General features: G+C 62.8%; 23 protein-coding genes. 13 read left to right on the plus strand and 10 right to left on the minus strand.

Features of this window, described 5'->3' with window-relative positions; all coding sequences use genetic code 11:
* Positions 1-58 precede the first annotated feature (58 nt).
* From rpsF to ACYCTF_RS04075, 7 genes are all read left to right on the plus strand, one after another.
* A complete protein-coding gene (rpsF, locus tag ACYCTF_RS04045) occupies positions 59-457 on the plus strand; it encodes a 30S ribosomal protein S6 (protein WP_461282723.1) in 399 nt (132 codons plus the stop codon).
* Between the two features lie 12 nt (positions 458-469).
* Positions 470-697 (plus strand): 30S ribosomal protein S18, encoded by a 228-nt coding sequence (rpsR, locus tag ACYCTF_RS04050; protein WP_461282724.1) that lies wholly within the window; start codon positions 470-472, stop codon positions 695-697.
* An 11-nt stretch (positions 698-708) separates the two neighbouring features.
* Entirely contained in the window at positions 709-1,158 is a 450-nt protein-coding gene (gene rplI, locus ACYCTF_RS04055) for a 50S ribosomal protein L9 (RefSeq protein ID WP_461282725.1), read from the plus strand.
* 33 nt (positions 1,159-1,191) lie between these two features.
* Positions 1,192-2,589 (plus strand): replicative DNA helicase, encoded by a 1,398-nt coding sequence (gene dnaB, locus ACYCTF_RS04060; protein WP_461282726.1) that lies wholly within the window; start codon positions 1,192-1,194, stop codon positions 2,587-2,589.
* Positions 2,586-3,653, plus strand: coding sequence for an alanine racemase (alr, locus tag ACYCTF_RS04065; RefSeq protein ID WP_461282727.1), 1,068 nt, complete (start codon positions 2,586-2,588; stop codon positions 3,651-3,653). Before dnaB ends, alr begins: the two co-directional genes overlap by 4 nt.
* Complete coding sequence (gene radA / locus ACYCTF_RS04070; protein WP_461282728.1) at positions 3,650-4,996, plus strand: DNA repair protein RadA; 1,347 nt, start codon at positions 3,650-3,652, stop codon at positions 4,994-4,996. Before alr ends, radA begins: the two co-directional genes overlap by 4 nt.
* A gap of 69 nt (positions 4,997-5,065) precedes the next feature.
* Positions 5,066-6,682: an EAL domain-containing protein gene (locus ACYCTF_RS04075; RefSeq protein ID WP_461282729.1), complete on the plus strand. Its 1,617-nt coding sequence runs from the start codon at positions 5,066-5,068 to the stop codon at positions 6,680-6,682.
* A gap of 205 nt (positions 6,683-6,887) precedes the next feature.
* Here ACYCTF_RS04075 and pstA read toward each other — a convergent pair whose 3' ends face one another.
* From pstA to ACYCTF_RS04110, 7 genes are all read right to left on the minus strand, one after another.
* Positions 6,888-7,760, minus strand: coding sequence for a phosphate ABC transporter permease PstA (pstA, locus tag ACYCTF_RS04080; RefSeq protein ID WP_461282730.1), 873 nt, complete (start codon positions 7,758-7,760; stop codon positions 6,888-6,890).
* Positions 7,744-8,709, minus strand: coding sequence for a phosphate ABC transporter permease subunit PstC (pstC, locus tag ACYCTF_RS04085; RefSeq protein ID WP_461282731.1), 966 nt, complete (start codon positions 8,707-8,709; stop codon positions 7,744-7,746). Before pstC ends, pstA begins: the two co-directional genes overlap by 17 nt.
* Positions 8,710-8,763: 54 nt before the next feature.
* Positions 8,764-9,894 (minus strand): phosphate ABC transporter substrate-binding protein PstS, encoded by a 1,131-nt coding sequence (gene pstS / locus ACYCTF_RS04090; protein ID WP_461282732.1) that lies wholly within the window; start codon positions 9,892-9,894, stop codon positions 8,764-8,766.
* 100 nt (positions 9,895-9,994) lie between these two features.
* Positions 9,995-11,071, minus strand: coding sequence for an SDR family oxidoreductase (locus ACYCTF_RS04095; RefSeq protein ID WP_461282733.1), 1,077 nt, complete (start codon positions 11,069-11,071; stop codon positions 9,995-9,997).
* A gap of 216 nt (positions 11,072-11,287) precedes the next feature.
* The gene (locus ACYCTF_RS04100) at positions 11,288-12,133 is read right to left on the minus strand and encodes a formate/nitrite transporter family protein (protein WP_461282734.1); all 846 of its coding nucleotides are present in this window, start codon (positions 12,131-12,133) and stop codon (positions 11,288-11,290) included.
* A gap of 133 nt (positions 12,134-12,266) precedes the next feature.
* On the minus strand, positions 12,267-12,437 hold the full coding sequence (locus ACYCTF_RS04105; RefSeq protein ID WP_461284569.1) for a hypothetical protein: 171 nt from the start codon (positions 12,435-12,437) through the stop codon (positions 12,267-12,269).
* Positions 12,438-12,619: 182 nt separating this feature from the next.
* Positions 12,620-12,943, minus strand: coding sequence for a hypothetical protein (locus ACYCTF_RS04110; RefSeq protein WP_461282735.1), 324 nt, complete (start codon positions 12,941-12,943; stop codon positions 12,620-12,622).
* A gap of 297 nt (positions 12,944-13,240) precedes the next feature.
* On the opposite strand from ACYCTF_RS04110, the gene ACYCTF_RS04115 reads away from it, so the two are divergent.
* Entirely contained in the window at positions 13,241-14,392 is a 1,152-nt protein-coding gene (locus ACYCTF_RS04115; RefSeq protein WP_461282736.1) for a MalY/PatB family protein, read from the plus strand.
* 60 nt (positions 14,393-14,452) lie between these two features.
* On the opposite strand, the gene ACYCTF_RS04120 is transcribed toward ACYCTF_RS04115, so the two are convergent.
* The 3 genes from ACYCTF_RS04120 to ACYCTF_RS04130 form a co-directional block, all read right to left on the minus strand.
* Positions 14,453-15,040 (minus strand): Maf family protein, encoded by a 588-nt coding sequence (locus ACYCTF_RS04120; RefSeq protein ID WP_461282737.1) that lies wholly within the window; start codon positions 15,038-15,040, stop codon positions 14,453-14,455.
* A gap of 3 nt (positions 15,041-15,043) precedes the next feature.
* A complete protein-coding gene (oadA, locus tag ACYCTF_RS04125) occupies positions 15,044-16,897 on the minus strand; it encodes a sodium-extruding oxaloacetate decarboxylase subunit alpha (protein WP_461282738.1) in 1,854 nt (617 codons plus the stop codon).
* Positions 16,898-16,984: 87 nt separating this feature from the next.
* Positions 16,985-18,403: an acetyl-CoA carboxylase biotin carboxylase subunit gene (locus ACYCTF_RS04130; RefSeq protein ID WP_461282739.1), complete on the minus strand. Its 1,419-nt coding sequence runs from the start codon at positions 18,401-18,403 to the stop codon at positions 16,985-16,987.
* Positions 18,404-18,515: 112 nt separating this feature from the next.
* On the opposite strand from ACYCTF_RS04130, the gene ACYCTF_RS04135 reads away from it, so the two are divergent.
* From ACYCTF_RS04135 to fabD, 5 genes are read left to right on the plus strand one after another with little or no spacing between them, the layout of a single operon-like run.
* Positions 18,516-19,019, plus strand: coding sequence for a YceD family protein (locus tag ACYCTF_RS04135; RefSeq protein ID WP_461282740.1), 504 nt, complete (start codon positions 18,516-18,518; stop codon positions 19,017-19,019).
* Positions 19,020-19,037: 18 nt separating this feature from the next.
* Positions 19,038-19,217 carry a 50S ribosomal protein L32 gene (rpmF, locus tag ACYCTF_RS04140; RefSeq protein WP_461282741.1) on the plus strand — a complete coding sequence of 60 codons (180 nt, stop codon included), beginning with the start codon at positions 19,038-19,040 and terminating at the stop codon, positions 19,215-19,217.
* Between the two features lie 19 nt (positions 19,218-19,236).
* Positions 19,237-20,256 carry a phosphate acyltransferase PlsX gene (gene plsX / locus ACYCTF_RS04145; protein ID WP_461282742.1) on the plus strand — a complete coding sequence of 340 codons (1,020 nt, stop codon included), beginning with the start codon at positions 19,237-19,239 and terminating at the stop codon, positions 20,254-20,256.
* Positions 20,253-21,221 (plus strand): beta-ketoacyl-ACP synthase III, encoded by a 969-nt coding sequence (locus ACYCTF_RS04150; protein ID WP_461282743.1) that lies wholly within the window; start codon positions 20,253-20,255, stop codon positions 21,219-21,221. Before plsX ends, ACYCTF_RS04150 begins: the two co-directional genes overlap by 4 nt.
* A gap of 19 nt (positions 21,222-21,240) precedes the next feature.
* Positions 21,241-22,188, plus strand: coding sequence for an ACP S-malonyltransferase (fabD, locus tag ACYCTF_RS04155; protein WP_461282744.1), 948 nt, complete (start codon positions 21,241-21,243; stop codon positions 22,186-22,188).
* The last annotated feature ends 13 nt before the right edge of the window (positions 22,189-22,201 follow it).

Raw genomic sequence — 22,201 nt, forward strand, 5'->3', positions numbered from 1 at the left:
CGCCGGCACCTTGCCTGTGGCAACGGGTCACAGGCTTTACAGCCATAAGGGGCTTTTCATGCGTCATTACGAAATAGTATTCCTGGTCCATCCGGACCAGAGCGAGCAGGTGCCCGCCATGATCGAGCGCTACCGCTCGCTCATAGAAGGCGGGGACGGCCGCATCCATCGACTTGAGGACTGGGGCCGCCGGCAGCTCGCCTACCCCATCAACAAGGTCCACAAGGCCCACTATGTGCTCATGAACATCGAGTGTGCGCCCGCCGTGCTCCAGGAGCTCGAGACCTCGTTCAAGTTCAACGATGCCGTGATCCGCACGTTGACGCTGGCGCGCGATGAGGCGGTGACCGCGCCGTCGCCGCTGGCCAAGGAAAACCAGGACGCCGCGGCCAAGCCCGCGCGCGTGCGCACCGACGAAGACGGACTCGAGCGGGATGCCGCCGAGGCCTCGGCATAAGGAGAGGGAATCATGTCGCGCTTTTTTCGACGTAAGAAGTTCTGCCGGTTTACCGCTGAAGGCACGGTCGAGATCGATTACAAAGATCTCGCCACGCTGAAGGCCTACATCACCGAGACCGGCAAGATCATACCGAGCCGCAACACCGGCACCAAGGCCCGCTACCAGCGTCAGCTGGCGCGCGCCGTTAAGCTTGCCCGGCACCTAGCGCTCTTGCCCTACAGCGACGCACATAACTAAGGGATCGCCCCATGCAGATCATTCTCCTTGAGAAAGTCCGTAATCTGGGCGACCTGGGCGACCAAGTGACGGTAAAACCGGGCTTTGGCCGCAACTTCTTGATCCCCACGGGCAAGGCGGTCCGTGCAACCCCCGAAAACAAGGCGCGCTTCGAGGCCGAACGCGCCGAGCGCGAGCGGCGCCAGCAGGAACACCTCGCGGCCGCCCGCGCACGCGGAGAGCGCCTGAACGGTGCGACCGTGCAGCTGGTGCGCAAGGCAGGGGAAGAGGGTCGGATTTTCGGTTCGGTCGGGACCACCGACATTGCTGACGCCCTGGTGGCTTCCGGCTTCGAAGTGGCCAAGGCCGAGATCGAGTTGCCCGATGGCCCCTTGAAGTCCGTGGGCGATCATGAGCTTCACGTGAGCCTGCACGCTGAGGTTACGGCAACCATCATCGTTTCGATCGTCGCTGAATCCTAAGGGCGCCTCCTACGCGCGCGCAAGGGTCGCTCCATGACCGATAAGGCCGCCTCAGGCGTAGCGCGCGCCCGCGGGGGCTTGGGCGCGCATATGCGCGTCGCGCCGCAATCCGTGGAAGCCGAACAGGCAGTACTGGGCGGCCTGCTCTTGGATGCGCGCGCCTGGGACCGTATCGCCGACCGCCTCTCCGAAATCGACTTCTACCGCCGCGAGCATCAGGTGATCTTCGCGGTGGTAGCAGCATTGAACGCGGAGGGGCGGCCGGTTGATATCGTCACGGTGAGCGAACGTCTCGGGGCCGAGGCCTTGGAGGCCGTCGGTGGACTCGGCTACCTCGGGTCGCTCGCAGAAAACACCCCGAGCGCCAACAACATCCAAGCCTACGCCGACATCGTCCGCGAGCGGGCCCTGGTCCGGCGCCTGATCGAAGTCGTAAACGACATCGGCGAGAAGGCCTATCAGCCGGAAGGACGCAGCGCGGTCGAACTCCTGGACTACGCGGAGCGCGGCGTATTCGCCATCACGGAGAGCGGTACCCGGCGCGGGGGCTTTAGGCCCTTGAAGTCGCTTTTGACAGCCGCAGTCGATCGTATCGACACCCTATTTCGCTCCAATACCACCATCACGGGTGTGGCCACAGGTTTCGCCGACCTCGACAATATGACATCGGGTCTACAACCCGGGGATCTCGTGATCGTGGCGGGCCGGCCGTCCATGGGCAAGACCGCATTTGCCCTGAATATCGCCGAGAACGCCGCCGTAGGGCTGAAGCTGCCGGTTGCGATCTTCAGTCTCGAGATGCCAGGCGAGCAACTCGCCATGCGTCTCATGTCGTCCCTCGGGCGCATCAACGCCCACAGGCTTCGCACCGGCAAGCTCGAGGATGAGGACTGGCCGCGGCTCACTTCGGCAGTCGGCATGTTGGCAGAGGCCCCGGTCTATATCGACGATACCCCCGCGCTTACCCCCCTGGAGCTGCGTGCGCGCAGTCGGCGGCTCATGCGCGAACATGGCCTGGGTCTCATCGTCGTCGACTATCTACAGCTCATGCAAGGCCCGGAAAGTACCGAGAACCGGGCCACGGAAATATCCGGTATTACACGTGCCCTCAAGAGCTTAGCTAAGGAACTTAATGTTCCACTTATAGCTCTCTCGCAGCTGAACCGGTCACTTGAGCAGCGACCCAACAAGCGTCCGGTGATGTCTGACCTGCGCGAATCCGGGGCCATCGAGCAGGACGCGGATGTGATCTTCTTCATCTATCGCGACGAGGTCTATAACGAGGAAAGCGAGGACAAGGGCACGGCTGAGATCATCATCGGCAAACAGCGTAACGGGCCGATCGGGAAGGCCCGGCTTACGTATCTTGGGGAATACACGCGCTTCGAAAACCACGCGGACGTGCACGGCTACGAAGGGCCCTATGCATGAGGCCTGCGTACGTCTCGCTCGACGCGCCGGCGCTGCGTCATAACCTCGCTCAGGTCCGGGAACTCACCGGCGCGCGCGTCATGGCCATCGTCAAGGCCAACGGTTATGGCCACGGCTTGGTGTGGGTGGCTAAGAGTCTGACGGGCGCGGACGCCTTCGGCGTAGCGAGCCTGGAGGAGGGCCTGGAGTTACGTGCAGCCGGGATCCAGCAGGAGATCTGCCTCCTGGAAGGCTTCTTCGATGCCGCCGAGATCCCCATCATTCTGCGCGAAGGGTTCACGCCCGTCATTCACGATCATCATCAGCTCGAGGCCTTGAGGCACGTGCGAAGCGAAAACCGCTGCGATGCCTGGATCAAGGTCGACACCGGCATGCATCGTCTGGGTTTCGAGCCTAATGAGGTCCCCGCCGTGGCCGCAGACCTCGCGGCTCTGCCTTTCGTGGGTCGTCTGGGGCTCTTGTCGCATCTGGCCTGCGCGGAGGACTTCGCCTCACCCGTCACCGTGCTCCAGATCGAGGCCCTGGGGCGCCTATCGCTTCCGGGCCTTCGGCGCAGCCTCGCGAATTCAGCCGGCATCATGAGCTGGCCTGCAGCACATGCCGATTGGGTGCGGCCCGGGCTCATGCTTTATGGGGCGTCGCCCCTGGGCCAGACCGGACCTCAGCCTGTGGCCTTGAAGCCTGTCATGACGCTGCGCAGTCGCCTGATCAGTGTGCGCCGCCGCAAGGAAGGCGACGCGATCGGCTACGGCGGGGATTATCGTTGCCGTGAGGACATGCCGGTGGGGGTCGTGGGGGTCGGTTACGGCGATGGTTATCCCCGCGAATTCCGGGGCGCAGTATCAGTCCTCGTACACGGCCTGCGGGCGCCTGTCATCGGTCGAGTCTCCATGGACATGTTGACGGTGGACTTGCGCGGTGTGGCGGATGCGCAGGTCGGTGACGAGGTGATTTTGTGGGGCGAGGGGCTGCCGGTCGAAGAAGTCGCGCAGGCCGCAGGCACGATCCCCTACAGGCTGCTCTGTGGACTGACGCAACGGCTTCCGCGCCGCGAGTGCCCGTGAAGGCGCGCAATTATTACCAATGCCGCGAATGCGGCGCCCGCGCCGCCCAATGGGCCGGGCGTTGCGATTCCTGCGCGGCCTGGAACACGCTGGTCGAAGTGGGGGGTGCCGCACCCCCGCCTCCGGGTGCGATCACCAAGCGCGCCGTGCCACTCTCGGAGGTGCGATGCGAGACCGTGGAGCGGTGGTCGACGGGCTTGAGCGAGCTCGATCGCGTCCTCGGGGGAGGGGTTGTGCCCGGGTCGGTGGTGCTCTTGGGCGGGGATCCCGGTATCGGCAAATCCACCATCCTGATCCAGACCCTGGCGTCCATGAGCACAGACCTGAGCGCCCTTTATGTGACCGGCGAGGAGTCGGCCGCGCAAGTAGCGCTCCGCGCGCGACGGCTGGGCCTGAAGACCCAGCGCATGAAGCTCTTGGCCGAGACTAATGTGGATGCGATAATAGCCCAGGCCCGCCTCGAGAACCCGCGGGCGCTTGTTATCGATTCGATCCAGACGGTGTTTCTTCCGCAGCTCTCCCAAGCGCCCGGCAGCGTGGCCCAAGTCCGAGAGGCCGCCGCCACCCTGGTGCGCTTCGCCAAAGAGACCGATACCGCGCTTTTCCTGGTTGGGCATGTGACCAAGGAAGGGCAGCTCGCCGGCCCCCGTGTGCTCGAGCATATGGTCGATGCCGTCCTCTACTTCGAGGGCGACAGCGGAAGCCGCTACCGCCTGATCCGCGCTATCAAGAACCGCTTCGGGGCGGTGAACGAGATCGGCGTGTTCGTCATGACGGAAGGGGGGCTGCGCGAGGTGACCAATCCTTCGGCCCTGTTTCTGCGACAGGATGCCCGCAATGCCCCCGGGAGCGTCATATTAGTGACGCAGGAGGGCACCCGGCCTCTGCTCGTCGAGGTCCAGGCCTTGATCGATGAAAGCCCCGGCGCGAATCCGCGGCGGGTCGCGCTCGGCTTGGACAGCCAGCGCTTGGGCATGCTGCTCGCGCTTTTGCATCGCCACGGCGGGCATGCCACATCGCGTCACGATGTCTTCGTCAACGTAGCGGGGGGTGTGCGGGTGACAGAGACCGCATCCGATCTCGCGGTCTTGCTGGCTTGCACCTCGAGCCTCTTGGATTGTCCCGTGCCGCGCGATCTCGTGGTGTTCGGGGAGGTGGGGCTGGCCGGTGAGATGCGGCCGGTGCCGCGCGGCCAGGAGCGGCTGCGCGAGGCCGCAAAACTTGGCTTCAAGCGCGCCATCGTGCCCGCCGCGAACGTTCCCAAACGGCGCTCCGAGGGGGATATCGCCGTGTTCGGCGCACGGCAGCTTCGCGAGGCTTTGGCGCATTTTTTGCAGCCTTAGAAGATATTTTCACGGCCTATTTGTGACCCGGTGAAGAAACCGGGCACCGCGGGTCCGGGAGGCAACGGCATGACACAGAGTGGAAAACGGGTAGAGCGGGGCGGCGCCGACGTGGCGCGGCATGCGCAGTTGCCGGCCAAGGCCCTTCACGCCATGACTCCGGCGCGTTTCGGGACGGCGTGTGTGCTCGCGGGGATTGGGTTTGCGCTGCTTGCGCGCTTAGGGATGGGCCTGTCGGGGATCCCGGGCCCCAGCACACTCTTAAGCCCTCTTCTCACCGGATGGTTCGGCGCTAAAGTCGCGTTCTGGCGCGTAGCCGCAATTCAGGGGGGGGTGGTCCTCATGGGCGCGGCGATCGCCATAGGGCAGTGGCGCGCGACGCGACGCCGCAAGTCGACGGCAAGCGCCGAGCCCCCGCGGACACTCCAGGCCCCACGCGCCACCTTCCTGCGAACGCTGGAACGCATCGTGGCCGCCGACAACGAACTCCCCTACAACCTCATCCTCTTTGACATTGATGGCTTTCGGATACTGAATGACCGGCATGGAACCGAGGCCTGCGACGACCTCCTGATCTGCGTCAAACGACAGATCGCGACAGCCTTACCGGAAAACGCCCGTCTGGCACGATTCGGAAGCGATGAATTCCTGGCGTTCGTACCCGGGATGACCTGTGACGAGGCCGTCTCCTTGGCGCACACAGTCGTGGCATCCGTTGCTGGACGCCGCTTCGATGTCGGTACCGGGACGCTGCGCACGACTATGACCGCGGGGCTTGCGGCCTTTCCGGAGAGCGCACATAACCTGCGGGACGCCATCAGTCAGGCGACCTCGGCCCTCCAGGAGGCCAAGAGCGGCGGGCGGGGGGCGGTGGTCGCCGCCCAACACAATAAGAACGGGCTCTGCCGCCTTGGCGCCGAGGTGGAATCGGCCTTGGGCGAGCATCGTGTTCACCCCGCTTACCAACCGATCATCGATTTGCGCACAGGTCACCCAGTCGCCGAAGAGGGTTTGGCGCGCATCGTTCTGCCTGGGGGCCAGATCCTGGGCGCCGATGCGTTCATGAATGCTGCCACCGATCTCAGGCTTGCGAGCCGGATCGACGAGCGCCTCATAGAGCAGACGCTGGACCGGTGCCGCGAGCAGGCCCGTCGGGGGGATAGGCGTCTGCGATTCATCAACGTCTCGGCCGCACTCCTGCAGGAACGAGACCTGCTTGAGCAGATCGCCTGCGCTTTTACCGGATGCGATATCCTGGGGGATCTCACCGGAAGCCGCAATCCGCTGGTAGTCGAGATCACCGAGCGCGAACTGCTGCGCGATCCGGCGGCGGCCTTGCAGGCCCTGCAACCGCTGCTCGATATTGGCGTGCGACTGGCTATCGACGACTTCGGCAGCGGTTATTCCTCGTTCCTATACCTTACCTCGCTCCCGGTGTCCTTCCTGAAGGTCGAGATGGCGCTCTTGAAGACGGCCCGCACGAGCGATCGCGCACGTTCCATCCTGAAAGGCATCAAAGCCATAGCCCAAGACCTCAACATCCTCACCATAGCCGAAGGCATAGAGGATGAAGAACTCGCCAACATCGCGCGCGACCATGGCATCGATTGGGGGCAGGGGTTCTATTTCGGGCGCCCCGCGCTTGAGCCGACCATATCGGCCGATATCTCTGAAAAGATCGCGTAAGAGCCTTTCGCCATCGGGACATCGCAAGCCTGAGTGCTTTCTAAACCGATGGGCGCGTTACGTATAGGCAGGCCCATCTCACGCTTTTTGAGGGTCGGGGCGGCACCTATGTGCGGGCTCGTACGGTCACAGCCCCCTTTTATACGCAAACATAAGGCCAAGGGTAGGAGCCGCGATGCGCCCCGCGGACTACCGTCCTCGTTTCTTAGCGCAGACCCGTTCGAGCAGGGCGCGCGCGGCGCAGGGCTGCATTCAGGCCCACGTTAATGATAAGCACCATGAGGATCACGAGAAAGGCGGCGGCGAAGGCCAGGGCGTGCGCCGAACGATACGGCTGATTGATGAAGCTCCAAATAACATAGGTGAGATAGCCGATCGGCTCGTGGATGAGTTTCCCGTTCCAGAGGAAATTCGACCAGCCGGCGGTGTAGATCAAAGGCGCGGTCTCGCCGAGGGCTATGGCGATGGCGAATAGAACACCCGTCAATATGCCGGGCAAGGCAAGCGGCAGGGCAAGGCGCGTAATCACAGTAAGCTCACGTAGACCCAAGGCGTAGCCCGCCTCGCGCAGGCCGCCTGGCACCTGCATGAAAGAGATCTCGGTGAAGCGCGCAATGTAAGGGACGACCATGATCGCAAGTGTCAAAGACCCGGCAAGCACCGAGAACTGCCAGCCCAACCCTATGACAAGCGTCACATAACTGAAGTAACCCAGAACGATGGACGGCACGCCGGCCAGGACATCGTCCAGGAAGCGGACCGCGCGCCCGAACCGGCCCCGGCCGAACTCCGAGAGATAGATGCCCGCAAGGATTCCCACCGGGGCTGCGAATACGAGTGCTCCCGAGACCAGCACGAGCGTGCCCGTAATGGCATTGAGCAGTCCGCCGGAAATGCCATTCGTGACCTGCGTAAAGAGCGCAAACGACAAGGCGGACATACCCTTACGAACGACCGTAAAGAGAATGTCGAGCAGCGGGGTCGCCACGAGCACGAACGAGGCCGCAGCCAACCCCCAGCCTAATCCCGAGAACCATTTACGGCGTGTGATGCGCGAGATGTTAAACGGCTGAGGCATTGCGGGAAGTTCCAGTGAGTAGGCGCGCTATGATATTGGTGAGGACCGAGATGATGAATAGTATGAGCGCAATCTCGGCGAGCGACCGCACCGCCATCCCGGTGGGATCCTGCATCGCGCTATCGAGCTGCGACACGATGAACGAGGCCATGGTCGTGACCGGGCTATAGATGTTCCCGGGAAAGTAATTCAAGGCCCCGCCACTCACCATAAGGACCGCCATGGTCTCGCCCAATGCACGGCCGAGACCCAGGATGCAGGCCCCGATAATGTTGCCGCGAACCGCGGGTAACATGGCGCGTCGCACCACTTCGAAGTGGGTGGCGCCCAGGGCATAGGCGGCCTCTTTCGTTTCCGACGGGACCTGCGCCAAGGCATCGCGCACGGTCGCCGCAATGATAGGCACCACCATGAGCGCAAGCACAATGGAGGCGGCGAGCAGACCATAGCCGCTCCCGACCGCTCCAGAGAAGAAAGGAATGAAGCCCAGCACCGAGCGCAGGCCGGGCCCTAGAGTGTGTGCCACAAGGGGCGTAAGCACGGCATAGCCCCAGAGTCCGTACACTACGCTCGGTACCGCGGCGAGCATCTCGACTACGAACGACAAGGGGGTCCTGAGACGGCTACGCAGCCCCTCGGCTAGGAACACCGCCACCCCGAGACTTATGGGGATGGCGATAATAAGCGCGATGGCCGACGTCAACAGAGTGCCTACGATGAATACGAGAATCCCGTAATTCGCGCCTACGGGCGCGAGCACCCCACGCTGCTCCACAGGATCAGCATAGAGATTGCCCAGATTCCAGGTATGGCCGGTGAGAAAATGCCAGCCATTGAATGTCAGGGCCGGCCATGAATAGCGGGCCAGGAACACGAGAATAGCCAGCAGAGCGAGTGGTATGAGGCTTGTGACGAGTACGAGGACGATCCGGAATGGCCGAAGCTTCATAGCGCTCTCAGAAAAGGGCCGGGGCCTTTTTGGGGCCCCGGCCTTTTGCTCTCGTTAATGGATCTTCGCGATCTGCTTGCGGCTGAGCGCGGAGATGCGCGCAGGCAAGGCAATGAATCGCACCTGACGCAGGAAGCGGCGCGCGTTTCCTTCATGGGTATCGACTGCCCACGACAGGAAGGTGCGCAGGGCCTGGGCCATGTCGGCATTCGCCTGGTGGTCGTTCACGATCGCGTACTCATAGTTGATGATCGGGTAAGACCCCGCACCCGGCGCGAACACGAGGCTTATGCGCTCGTCGACCGGCGTCTTCTTGACGAGTTGCGCCGCTGCATCCGCTACGGTCTTCTTGGTTGGAAGCAGGAAGCGTCCGGCGCGGTTTTTGAGCATCGCCGTACCAAGATGCGCGCGCTTCACTTCCTTCGTGAAGCTCACGCCGATGTAGGCGATGGAGTAGGGCGTCTGCGCCGAAGCTTGCACCATGCCCGGGTTACCAAGTGCACCCAAACCACCCGGTACCGCGGGCCAGCTGATCGTAGTGCCGTAACCCGCGTGCGAGTTCCAGTATGGCGTCGAGAAGGACAGATACTGGCTGAATATGAAGGTGTCGCCACTGCCGTCCGTTCTATGGATCGGCGTGATGAGATGATGCGGCAGACGCACGCCGGGGTTCAGCTGCGCGATGGCCGGCGCGTTCCAGTAGCGGATATGGCCGTCGTAGATCCCGGCCAGCACGGGCCCGCTCAGTTTAAGATGAATGCCGTTTAGGCCTGGGATGTTGTAGTTGACGGTCTGCGCGGAGATGGCCAGGGGGATGTTCAGAATCGCCGGATTCTGCTTCATCTGCATGTTGCTCATGTAAGCGTCTGACGCCCCGATCTGGGCGACGCCGGACACGGCCTCCGAGATGCCGGTGCCGCTCCCGGTCCCTTGCGTGTTGATGCGCACGCCTGGATGGCTGTGGGTGTAAGCGGGCACCCAGAGGTTAAAGAGCGGATAAAGAAGGGTGGAGCCGGTTTCCGTTATGTTGAGCGTGCGCGCCGACGCCGTCGGAGAGCTCATGACCCCGGCCAGGGTCAGGGCGAGTACCGTCCCCCCTATCGCGGCTTTTACGGGGTTCCTGCTCGAGTTTTTCAACATAGCTGCCTCTAGGGTTGTTTGATCGCCATGAAGCCTAAGGGGCATTCATGACAACCTTATGACAGGCATCGCGCGCGCCATTTTAACCGAATCCTTACGCTTTGCCAGCACATAGACGCAAGGACGCTCATTTTTCTGCTTCCGATCACGCGGCCGGCAATTCACGAAGGCGGAGCCCATCCGCGCTCGCGAGGGGACGGCTCGGGGCGGGAAGCGCTCGGGCTGCGCGCCGACCGCCCCAGAGGCCGGCCGCCAGAGCGGCGAGCGTAAGCCCCGTGATCGCGGCGATCGTGCCGCGGTGCAGCGTCGTCCACACCTGCGGGCTATGGCGCGTGGAGCGCGCGGAAAACGGTCCATGGACCCCGTGATCCCCCGGAACCGGTTCCCAAAGGTTGTTGGGGCGTTCGGGATCGGCGAGCTCCGGCGCCTGCTGGGCACTGTAACCTTGGCGCGCCAGATAATGGTCGAGGATCCCGGGGGCGAGCTTGTTGGCGATGATTGCCGCGACGGTGGAGGCGCCAACATCGATCTCGCGCCGGTCGTGGCGCGCCGCCCATACCACGGCGCGCGCCGCGACTTCCGGTTCGTAAATCGGTGGAACGGGTTGAGGATTATGGGCCATGTTGTTCTTGGACCAAGTGAATTGTGTTGTATTCATGGCTGGCATCTGGACCAGGGTGACACGTACGCGGCTCTTGTCGTGGAGGAGCTCTGTGCGCAGGGATTCAGTAAACCCCTGAATGGCGTGTTTGGCGCCGCAATATGCGGCTTGGAGCGGGATGCCCCGGTAGGCAAGCGCCGAGCCGACCTGGATGATGACGCCACGGTCGCGAGGCAGCATGCGGCGCAGGGCGGCCATGGTCCCATAGACGTACCCGAGGTAGGTGACCCCCGTGACCCGCGCCACCTCCTCGGGGCGTAATTTCTTGACGGGCGAAAAGACTGAGACCATGGCGTTATTCACCCACACTGTGATCGGTCCGAACTCTGCCTCGACCGCTTGCGCGGCGGCCTCGACCTGTTCCGGGTCTGAGACGTCAGTCGGCACGATAAACGCCTGACCGCCCAAAGATTCCACCTCGCGCCCGGCGGCCTCCAGCCCTTCCCGGCCCCGCGCGAGTAAGCCGATCTTGGCCCCTTCGCGCGCAAAACTACGCGCTACGGCACGGCCATGTCCGGCGCTCGCACCTGTTATGACGACGACATCCTGTGTATTTGGCATAAATTCTCCTACGTGAATGGAGGCAGGTGGCGTGGGACCGCTCGGCTTGATCCCGGATGGCTTAACGCAACCCCGTGTTCGCGCGCCGCGCCGGCAGGCCCGTCCGAGCGTCTGGCCCCGGTCCGGCGACCCGTGCCTATCGTATCGATCCTGGTGGCCGCCTTGATCCGGCTTAGGGATGGAAGCCCTAGCCGTCTTGGGTCAGGGTGCCCAAGCTCAGGCCTCCGGGGGCGGCGCGCCCGCGGTCGCTTGCGCATGATTCAAGGCCGCGACCAGGATGACACCTCCGCTCACATTCCCGATAAAGGTTGGGATCATGAAGCGCGTGAAATACTCCTGCCAGGAGATCACTCCCCGCAGGACAAGGTAAAAGGCCTCCACAGACCCGGCAATGAGGTGCGGGAAGCCGGCGATGCTTATGACATAGGTGAGGAGGATGATAATGATGACGCGCGCCGTCTCGGCGGCCGGCAATAACCACACCATCAGGGCGACGAGCCAGCCGGCGAACACTGCGCCCAGCACCATGGGCGCGAACGGCCGGATCGCGTGACGTCCGAGATCGGTGAGCGTGTGTTGCATGCCAGCGCCAAAAAGCGAGGTGTCAGCGATGGCCCAGGCGAACAGCAGGGTTCCTATCAGGTTGGTGGCAAGCACGGTTGCCCAGAGCTTCATGACGCGCGCAAACTTGCGCCACGTCATTTCCTGCATAAGCGGAAGTATTGGGGTCAAGGTGTTTTCGGTGAAAAGCTGTTGGCGTCCGAGGACCACGATGACGAATCCCAAGGTATAGCCGAAACCCGCGATAAGTTTGCGCGACGGGCTCGGTGCAAGGCCGTTCAGGATTATGCCTTGCGCGAGCATGGAAAACCCCATGGAGAGGCCGGCGGCAAGCCCTGACCAAGCCAAGGCCTCGGTTGAGCGCTGCAACTCCTGCTCGCCCTCTTCGCGAATGACTTCGTGCACCACGCCTGCCGATATAGTGACGCGTTCGCGCGTCTTCTTCAGGTCGGCGCGGTCGAGCTTGACGGTGTTCGGCTGATTCTCCGGATGGGAAGGCATCGGGTTCCGTCTCCATGGGTGAGGCACACAAGGGTCGCCACCATCAGTGTAGCCCGCGGGTCATGGCGGGGCATGGGGCGCTAGATCCCTGTCGGTAGCGGCTCATAAGTGCCCCACAGGGCATGGCGGCCTGTCAGATCGGAGATCTGGCTTGCGACATCGGTGCCACCTGCCCCACCGCCACAAAAAGGCCCGGCCGGTCGTTTCTGTGGCGGCGCCTGAACCACGCCCTGCGCTCGTCGTGTCCGTGAAGCACGAGTTCCTCCCGCTCCTCATTCAGGGGGCGCGCACAATACCGAGACATCTACAGCCCCCTTGATCCACGGCGCTTCCTGCGCGACCCATGGCGCCGAAAAGGCCGTTTATTCCGTCGCCGGGATAACCGTAGAGGCGCCGTATACCCCACGCACGCAGCCTTTCGAGCATGAAGTCAGCACTGTGTCTGCCACGTGTTCTCCTTTCATCCTAAAAAGTGGATTGCCATAATCACCCAGCGCCGTGGTGCTTATCCGTGCGTTTGCAACGGTCAGGAATCGCGGTGCGTGGTGCGCGGCGCCGACCGCGCCAGGGCGAGAGGCGACCGAACAGTGGATCCCCGATGGGTGAGATCAGGATGGCTTGGGCCCCTGTAGCAGGCAGAGAGCGGCCGCTTGGGGATGATCGATCGGCGACGAGATCGCGATTCGGGGAATAGAGGCCGAGCTCCACGCAGGCTGCGGCTGCGTTCAAGGCGCTTGGTGGCCCATAGTTCGCCAGAGCAAGCCCCACGCCATGATTCCAGCAAGCGATGTGCCCGTCGGAGAGGCCCATATTTTTTCGTCCTATTGTCCGGCTCGGCATACGCCGCCTGGGCACGCGTTCAAAGAAGAGGGCACTGTACTCCGAAGTGAGGCCCGCATGATCCGGCTCAAGGAATGAGGGGCAATGGTTGAGCGTATTCGAACGGGTGCCGTCATTTGCGCAAGCGGGTGGACCGGCAGGAGTGACGCAGGGCCTCTATCTCTACCGCGAGCGCAGGCAGGCCGCGACCGGGGCGAAGTGTTGTGCCAGAATCGCACCGAGACTTCGCTTTCAATGGCCGGCCTCGATGCCGACGAGGGAGTAGGTGTGATTGAATTCGATACCGTGATCGAGCGGCGTAACACCGATAGTGTCAAATGGGATCGCTACCGGGACCGGGATATCCTGCCGCTGTGGGTAGCCGATATGGACTTCGCGTCACCCCCCGCGATCATCCGCGCCTTACAGGAGCGGGTGGCACACGGCGTATTCGGTTATGGCAATGCGCCCCGAGGGCTTCTAGACGCGATCCTAGGCTATGTCGCGGACCACAATGGCTGGATGTTGCGCCCGGACTGGATCGTGTGGTTGCCGGGTCTTGTGGCGGGACTCAATCTTGCCTGCCGGGCGACAGGTGGACCGGGCGATGCCGTGCTTACGCTCACGCCCGTTTACCCACCGTTCCTCGGTGCGCCGGGTCTCGCCGCGCGACGGCTTGTGGTCGCGCCGCTACGGCTTGTCGGCGATCGCTACACCATCGATTGGGACGTCCTCGAGGCATCCGTCACCCGGGACACCCGCCTTTTTTTACTGTGTAATCCGCACAACCCTGTCGGGCGCGTGTATGAGGTCGAAGAACTGGAGCGCTTGGCGCGTTTCTGCGAACGCCATGACCTCATTCTCTGTGCCGACGAGATCCACGCCGGACTGGTGCTTGATGCGTCTCGGCGTCATCGCTCCATCGCTGACTTGGACGCCGAGTTCGCGCAACGGACTATAACGCTCATGGCCCCGAGCAAGACCTTCAACATCCCAGGACTCGGCTTTTCCTTTGCAGTCATCCCGGACCCGGCGTTACGCGCACGCTTTCGCGGGCACATGAAGGGCATCGTTCCGGACATCAACGTGTTGGGCTTTGCCGCAGCGCTCGCCGCCTACCGCGAAGGCGAACCATGGCGCCGCGCATTGATCGAATACCTGCGGCGCAATGCCGAGACCCTGATCGCGTCGATACGCGCGATGCCAACCCTCGGGGTCGCGACGGTGGAGGCGACCTACCTCGCCTGGATCGATGCCCGTAATCTCGCTGTGGAAAATCCCCAGCGATTTTTTGAGGGGGCGGGGGTCGGACTCTCGGATGGCGCGGACTTTGGGGCGCCGGGCTTCGTACGCCTGAATTTCGGATGCCGCCATGCTCTACTTGAAGAGGCCTTGGGGCGCATGCACCAAGCCCTATCCGTGCACGCGGCACAAAGCTAAGTTCTTGGAACCCGGATGGGCGGCCATCTCATGCGCCGGGCGCCTTGCGCGAGCGCCGGTCTAGAGGACCTCGAGCCCCTCGGCTTCGAGCATGCGCACGAGGCGGATAAGCGGCAATCCAATCAGGGTGTTTGGGTCATCGCCCTGGAAGCGCTCGAGTAAAGCAACGCCGAGCCCTTCGGATTTCACGCTCCCAGCGCAGTCGTAGGGGCGCTCCTTTTGAAGGTAGCGGTTGATTTGTTCCTCGCCGAGCTTCCTAAACGTGACCTCGAACAGCGCGACGTCCGATTGAATTCGCCCGGTCTTCGCGTTCAGGAGCGCAAGACCTGTGTACAGGCGCGCGGTTTTGCCAGAGATGCGGCGCAGCTGGCGGGCCGCCTCATCGAAGCCGCCCGGCTTGCCCACGATCTCGCCATCATATTCGGCGACCTGGTCCGAGCCTATAATGAGGGCATCCGGCGCCTTGGGGCGCACCGCCCAGGCCTTGGCGATCGCAAGTCGTTCCGTCAATTCCCGCGCACCTTCATTGGGCCGCGCAGTCTCGTCGGCGTCCGAGACCATCACCTCGAAAGAGATCTTGAGGCGCGCCAAAAGCTCGTAGCGGTAGCGCGAACCGGAGGCCAGGATCAGACGCTGCGGGACAGCCACGGTCTAGCCGATCTCGACGAGCGCTTCGTTGGGATTTACGCTATCACCTTTCTTGACATGGATCGCCTTGACCGTGCCCTGTACTGGCGCCGGTACCTCGTTTTCCATTTTCATGGCCTCGATGACGAGCACGGGGTCTCCGGCCTTCAAGACCTGGCCTACGGTGACCAAGACATCGACGACGGTGCCTGGCATGGCGCTCGTGACATCTCCCGCCTTATGCGCCTTCGGGCGCGCGTGCGATACCCTGGCGGCCGTCTCGGTCGCCGTCATCGGCTCACGAAAATCGCTACTCCCCCCCTCGGTCGGCACGATGCCCATGGTCTCGACCATGATCTCCTCCGGCATTCCGTCGACATAGACGTAGAAGGGCCTGCGGTCCTCGCTCTTGTGGCCCGCGCCACGGATCTTGATGTTGTAGGTCTCGCCATGCATGGTGACATTGAAATCGGTGGGCGCAAGGTAGCAGGGGGCCGACTGCGCCTCAGGCGGCGGCAAAAGTTCCTCGGGCTGCAGGGTCCCGGCAGCGCGTTCCTCGAGGAACTGGCGGCCGACCTCTGGGAACATCGCATAGGTCAGGACATCCTCTTCGCTCTTGGCGAGACCACCGATCTCGGCGCGCAACTTCTCCATCTCGGACGGGATGTCGTCGGCAGGTCGGTGGGTGATCACAGGCTGACCGCCGATGGCCATTCTCCGAACCCGACTGTCCACGGTTCCGGGGGGTGCGCCATAGCGCCCCTGGAGGTAAAGCTTTACCTCGTTTGTGATGCTCTTGTATCGCTGCCCGGTGATGACGTTCAACACAGCCTGTGTGCCCACGATCTGGGACGTCGGTGTGACAAGCGGCGGATAACCGAGGTCGGCACGCACGCGTGGGATTTCGAGCAGGACCTCATCCATGCGGTCCAGGGCACCTTGCTCCTTTAATTGGTTGGCGAGATTCGAGATCATCCCGCCCGGTACCTGGTTGACATGGACGCGGCTATCCACACCCGTATGATCGCTTTCGAATTGGTGGTAGCGCTTGCGGACATCGCGGAAATACGCGTTGATCCGTTCGAGACGCTCGAGATCCAGGCCTGTGTCGTAGGGGGTACCGCGCAGCGCGGCGACCAGACTTTCGGTCGGGGGATGACTCGTCCCGTCGCCGAAAGACGACAGTGCCGTATCGATCAGATAACAACCGCTTTCAATCGCCTTCCACTGACAGATCGCCGCAAGGCCCGAGGTCGAATGGGAGTGCAAATGCAAAGGAACCTTGACGGCCTTCACCAAGGCCTTGACGAGTGCTGTGGTCTTGGTGGGCGTCAAAAGTCCGGCCATGTCCTTGATGGCGATCGTCTGGCAGCCCATGGCCTCCAGTTCACGCGCCATGGCCACGAAGGTCGGTACGTTGTGGACCGGGCTCGTGGTATAGCAAAGAGTGCCTTCGGCATGCTTGCCGACTTCAAGTACCGCTTCGATGGCCACGCGCAAGTTGCGGGCATCATTCATTGCGTCGAATACACGAAAGACATCAACACCGTTTTGCGCCGCTTTGGCCACGAACGCACGGACCACGTCATCCGAATAATGCCTATAGCCGAGCAGGTTCTGACCGCGCAGCAGCATCTGGATGCGGGTGCGGGGCAGGGCGGCCTTCAGCAGTCGCAGGCGTTCCCAGGGGTCTTCTTTCAGGTAACGCAGACAGGCGTCAAAAGTGGCGCCCCCCCAGGCCTCGAGCGACCAATAGCCGATGGCATCGAGGTCCGGACAAGCCGGCAACATGTCCTCCGTGCGCAAGCGGGTGGCGATCAGGGATTGATGGGCGTCCCGCAGGATCACATCCGTGATTTGTACGCGTGTCTTTGGCACGATTATCTACCTGTCTTCATGAGTGCTGGATTATACCCGGCGCCTGCTGTGGCGTCTCGACCGCTGTGGGCGCGGCCAGGCCCGCGCTCATAAACCATGATGCGCGGCGATCGCGGCGGCGATGGCCGCCGCTAGGTGCGATGTCGGGCGGCGGACCGAATAATTACTAAGTTCGGGGTGCTCCTCGACGAAGGCGGTATTAAAACGTCCACTGCGAAATTCCGCGGTCTGCAGGATCTCGAGATGATAGGGTATGGTCGTCTTCACACCGGAGACGCCCATGTCCAGGAGCGCGCGCCGCGCGCGGGCCAGGGCCTTGTCCCAAGTCAGCGCCCATATGGTCAGCTTCGCGCACATCGAGTCATAGTACGGCGGAAACTCGTAGCCCGTGTAGATGGCGGCGTCGGTCCGCACGCCCGGGCCTCCGGGTGAATAGTAGCGGGTGATGCGGCCGAAATTTGGCAGGAAATCGTTTTTTGGATCCTCGGCATTAATGCGGAACTGCATTGCGTAGCCGCGTCTTTGGATCTCATTCTGCGCAAAGGATAGCGGGTTCCCGGCCGCAATCAGAATCTGTTCCTGGACGATATCCACGCCCGTAATCTGCTCAGTCACTGTGTGCTCGACCTGCAGGCGCGTGTTCATCTCCATGAAATAAAACCGCTTCTGCTGATCAAACAGGAATTCGACCGTCCCCGCGTTTTCGTAGCCGACCGCCTTGGCAGCCCTCACGGCCAAACCGCAGACCTCGACGCGCTCTTCCTCGGTGAGTTGTGGCGAGGGCGCGACCTCAAGCAATTTCTGATGGCGCCTTTGTATGGAGCAGTCGCGCTCGAAGAGGTGCACGACATTCCCGAAGCGGTCGCCGAGGATTTGGACCTCGATGTGGCGCGGATTGACGACGCACTTCTCCAGGAAGACCTCCGCTGCGCCGAAGGCCTTGGTTGTTTCCGAGACCACCCGGTCGTATTGGCGACGGAGTTCGCCTTCGGAGTCACAGCGCCGAATACCGCGGCCGCCTCCGCCTGAGGTCGCCTTGAGCATGACCGGGTAGCCTATGGTCTTGGCGGCCTCGACGGCCTCGTCGAGGCTTGCGACATTGCCATCACTGCCGGGGACGACCGGGAGGCCGGCTGCGATCGCTGCGGCGCGCGCGAGCGTCTTGTCTCCCATTTGGCGGATGACATTCGGAGACGGGCCTACGAAAATGAGCCCACGCCGTATACATATCTCGGCCAGTTCCGGGTTTTCTGACAAAAATCCGTACCCCGGGTGCACGGCGTCGCAACCCGCCCCCAGAGCGACGCTTGCGATGCGGTGGGCGTTCAAATACCCGCCGACCGGGTCCGGACCCAGGTTATAGGCCTCGCTCGCCTTCTTGACATGTAAGGCGTGTCGGTCGGCATCGGTGTATACCGCGACGGATTCTATGCCCATCTCGGCGCAGGCCCGAACTATCCGTACCGCGATCTCCCCGCGGTTTGCCACCAATAGCTTCTTGATCACCCCATACTCCCGAAAGCGTGCGCGTTAAGGCGGGGCGGTATTGTAAAGCTTTGGTCGCCAGTATTCATCACGCGATTTTGACAGTCCAAGCCCCCCTTCTATATCATGGCGCATGGAATTGCCTTATTTACCAAAATCCGTGGACCCGGAGCGGTCCGCGGATCAGGGTCTGGAGTTTGCCGGCGACCTCGACCCGGCGCCATTGGTGCGCCTGGGGGAGTTCTTGGCGGCCCATGCCGGCCCCATCAGCGGCCATTTCGGGTTTCGGCGGGACGAAGAGGGGCGAGCGGTGATGGTGGGTTCCGCCGAGGCGTCGCTTCCTTTAATATGCCAGCGCTGCGCAGACCTGTTCTTGTTCGAGGCACGGGCTGAGTGGCGGCGCGTATTCGCGCGGTCAGAGGCTGATGAGCAGGAGCTTGCGGAAAAAGGGCTGGATGTCTGCTATCATAGCGGCCCACTTGATGTCGCGGAACTCATCGAGGAGGAGCTTATATTGGCCCTACCGATGGCGCCGAGACACCCCGAAGGATGTGAGTCCGTCGCGAGGCCTGCAGGCGGAATCCACCCCTTCGCCGGGCTGGCGGGATTATTGAAGCGCGAAACGCGCGATAATTAGGAACTGAGGAAAGTACAAATGGCGGTACAGAAGAGTCGCAAAACCCCCTCCAAGCGCGGCATGCGCCGCTCCCATGACGCCCTGTCCCGCCCCACCTTGTCCGTTGACTCGACGAGCGGCGAGACGCACCGCCGCCACCATGTGAGCGCAGACGGTTATTATCGTGGCCGCAAGGTCCTCGATACCAAGCCCGATTAGGTCTGTCCCGGAGCCATAAGTGACTATCACTATCGCCCTCGATGCCATGGGGGGTGATCATGGCCCGCGCGCGACGGTTTCCGCGGCGCTCAGCTTTCTGAAGGCGCGGGAAGAGGCGCACATTGCGCTCGTGGGGCAGCCCGACGTTATCGAAGACGAGCTGCGGCGATTGGGGGTTGTGGCGGACAAGCGGCTACATGTCGAGCCTGCGACCGAGGTCGTGCGTATGGACGAGCCCCCGGCCCAAGCCCTCCGCACGAAGCGCGACTCCTCTATGCGGGTCGCGCTCACGTTGTTGCGCGATGGACGGGCAGATGCCTGTGTCAGTGCCGGCAATACCGGTGCGCTCATGGCGGTTGCGCACTTCGTGTTGAAGACCCTGCCTGGGATCGACCGTCCGGCGATCGTAACCGCGCTCCCGACCTTGAAAGGACATGTCCACCTTCTCGACCTCGGCGCGAACGTCGAGTGCACCGCCGAGCATCTGCGGCAGTTCGCGGTCATGGGGACCATCGTCGCTACCGCCGTGGATGGCAAGGAGCGACCGAGCGTAGGTCTCCTGAACGTCGGCGTGGAAGACATCAAGGGCAACGAAGTGGTAAAAGCCGCAGCCCAACTTCTTGCGCGCAGCGGATTGAACTATATCGGATATGTAGAGGGGGACGGCATCTATGCCGGGAGTGCGGATGTCATCGTCTGCGACGGTTTTGTTGGTAATATCGCCTTGAAAACCAGCGAGGGGTTGGCGCGCATGATTCGCGCCTTCCTGAAGGAAGAGTTCGGGCGCGACGCCTTGACGCGCGTGGCGGGGCTTATCGCGCGCCCAGTCTTGAAGGCCTTCGCCCGCCGTGTCGATCCCAAGCGATACAATGGCGCGACCCTGGTCGGCCTAAACGGCGTTGTCGTGAAAAGTCACGGAAGCGCTGATGCGGTGGCGCTGCGCAACGCTCTCGAGGTGGCCTTGCGCGAGGTGCGCCACAACATCCCCGACCGCATCCGCCGTGAAATGGAGCCACCGCCCCAGAGAGGACTCGCGTGACCAGCGCCCGCATCCTCGGTACCGGCAGTTTTCTGCCTGAGCGCGTGGTGAGCAATGCCGAGCTCGCCCTGACGGTCGATACGTCTGATGAGTGGATCGTATCGCGCACAGGTATACGCGAACGACGTATCGCCGCCGCGCACGAGACCACCTGCGATTTAGCCGAGCAAGCCGCCCGGCAGGCGCTCGACGCCGCCGGTTGTCTCGCATCCGACATCGATCTTGTCATCGTGGCGACGACAACCCCAGACCGCATATTTCCGGGAACGGCGTGCTTGCTCCAAGAGCGGCTCGGGATCCATGGTCCCGCGGCCTTCGATATCCAGGCCGTCTGCACGGGTTTTGTGTATGCCCTGGGGATCGCGGAAAAGTTCATCCACACAGGGAGCGCGAAGCGCGCGCTCGTGGTTGGGGCAGAAACGATGTCGCGCATCGTCGACTGGAAGGACCGGTCGACCTGCGTCCTTTTTGGCGATGGCGCCGGCGCGGTCGTAGTGGGGGTAAGCGACGAACCGGGCATCCTCTCGTCGCACCTGCACGCAGACGGCGCCTACAAAGAACTCTTGACGGCGACAGGGGGCGTCTCGAGCCGCGGGACGGGACTGCACGCCGGGGACGGTCACATCACGATGCGCGGCAATGAAGTGTTCCGCGTGGCAGTCACAACACTCGACGCTTTGGTCAGCGAGACCCTGGCCGCCAACAATCTGAAGCAATCGGATATCCGTTGGCTCGTTCCTCACCAAGCCAATATTCGTATTATCGCCGCTACCGCCAAACGGTTAGGGCTGTCCATGGATCAAGTCATAGTGACCGTTGATCGACACGGCAACACATCTGCGGCATCGATCCCGCTTGCGTTCGATACCGGGGTCCGGGACGGCCGTATCCAGCGGGGCGATGTAGTGCTCATGGAGGCATTCGGCGGCGGCTTTACATGGGGCTCCGTGCTTCTGCGGTATTAATGAAAGGATCGACGAGATCATGAACGACGCAAGCAACGGCACCGCCTTCGTCTTCCCCGGACAGGGGTCGCAGTCGGTGGGCATGTTAAAGGCATTGGCGGCACATCACGCGTCGATCGAGAAGACCTTCGGCGAGGCGTCGGAAGTGCTCGGCTATGACCTTTGGGCGCTTAGTCAAGCAGGACCTGAGGAGGCGCTGAATCGCACGGCGGTGACGCAGCCGGCCTTGCTCGCGGCGGATGTCGGCTGTTACGAGGCGTGGCGTGCAAACGGCGGGGCGCAGCCGGCATGGATGGCGGGTCATAGTTTGGGAGAATTCGCGGCCTTGGTATGCGCCGGGGCCTTGGATTACAAAGAGGCAGTGCGACTTGTGGCACGTCGCGGCGCACTTATGCAGGCAGCGGTGCCAGAAGGTGAGGGGGCCATGGCGGCGATTTTGGGTCTGGCGGACGAGGCGGTGGAGGGCTTGTGCCGCGACAGCGCGGAGGGGGAGGTGCTTGCCGCCGCCAACTATAATGCTCCGGGTCAAATCGTCATTGCCGGGACCAAGGCCGCAGTCGACCGCGCGATCGGGGCGGCGCGAGCCGCGGGAGCCAAGCGAGCCATAGTGCTCGCCGTTAGCGCTCCCTCGCATTGCGGGCTTATGCGCGAAGCCGCGGCTCAGTTCGCCGAGGCGCTCGCGGCCACTCCTTTCAAGAGCCCTGCCGTACCCGTGGTCCACAATGTGGACGCGGCCCTGCGGTCGGATCCTGAGCGCATTCGCGAGGCCCTGGTGAATCAACTATTCTCTCCGGTGCGCTGGGTTGAGACAATACGCCGCATGGCGGAGGGGGGGGCCATGCGGGTCGTCGAGTGCGGGCCGGGCAAGGTGCTTACGGGTCTGAACAAGCGCATCGTTGATCTCCCCTGCATCGCCATTGGCGAGCCCGCTGATTTCGGCGCGGCCATGGGGACCGGCGGAAACTAGCTACGCGCAAAAA

The organism is Acidiferrobacter sp. (assembly GCF_054609335.1).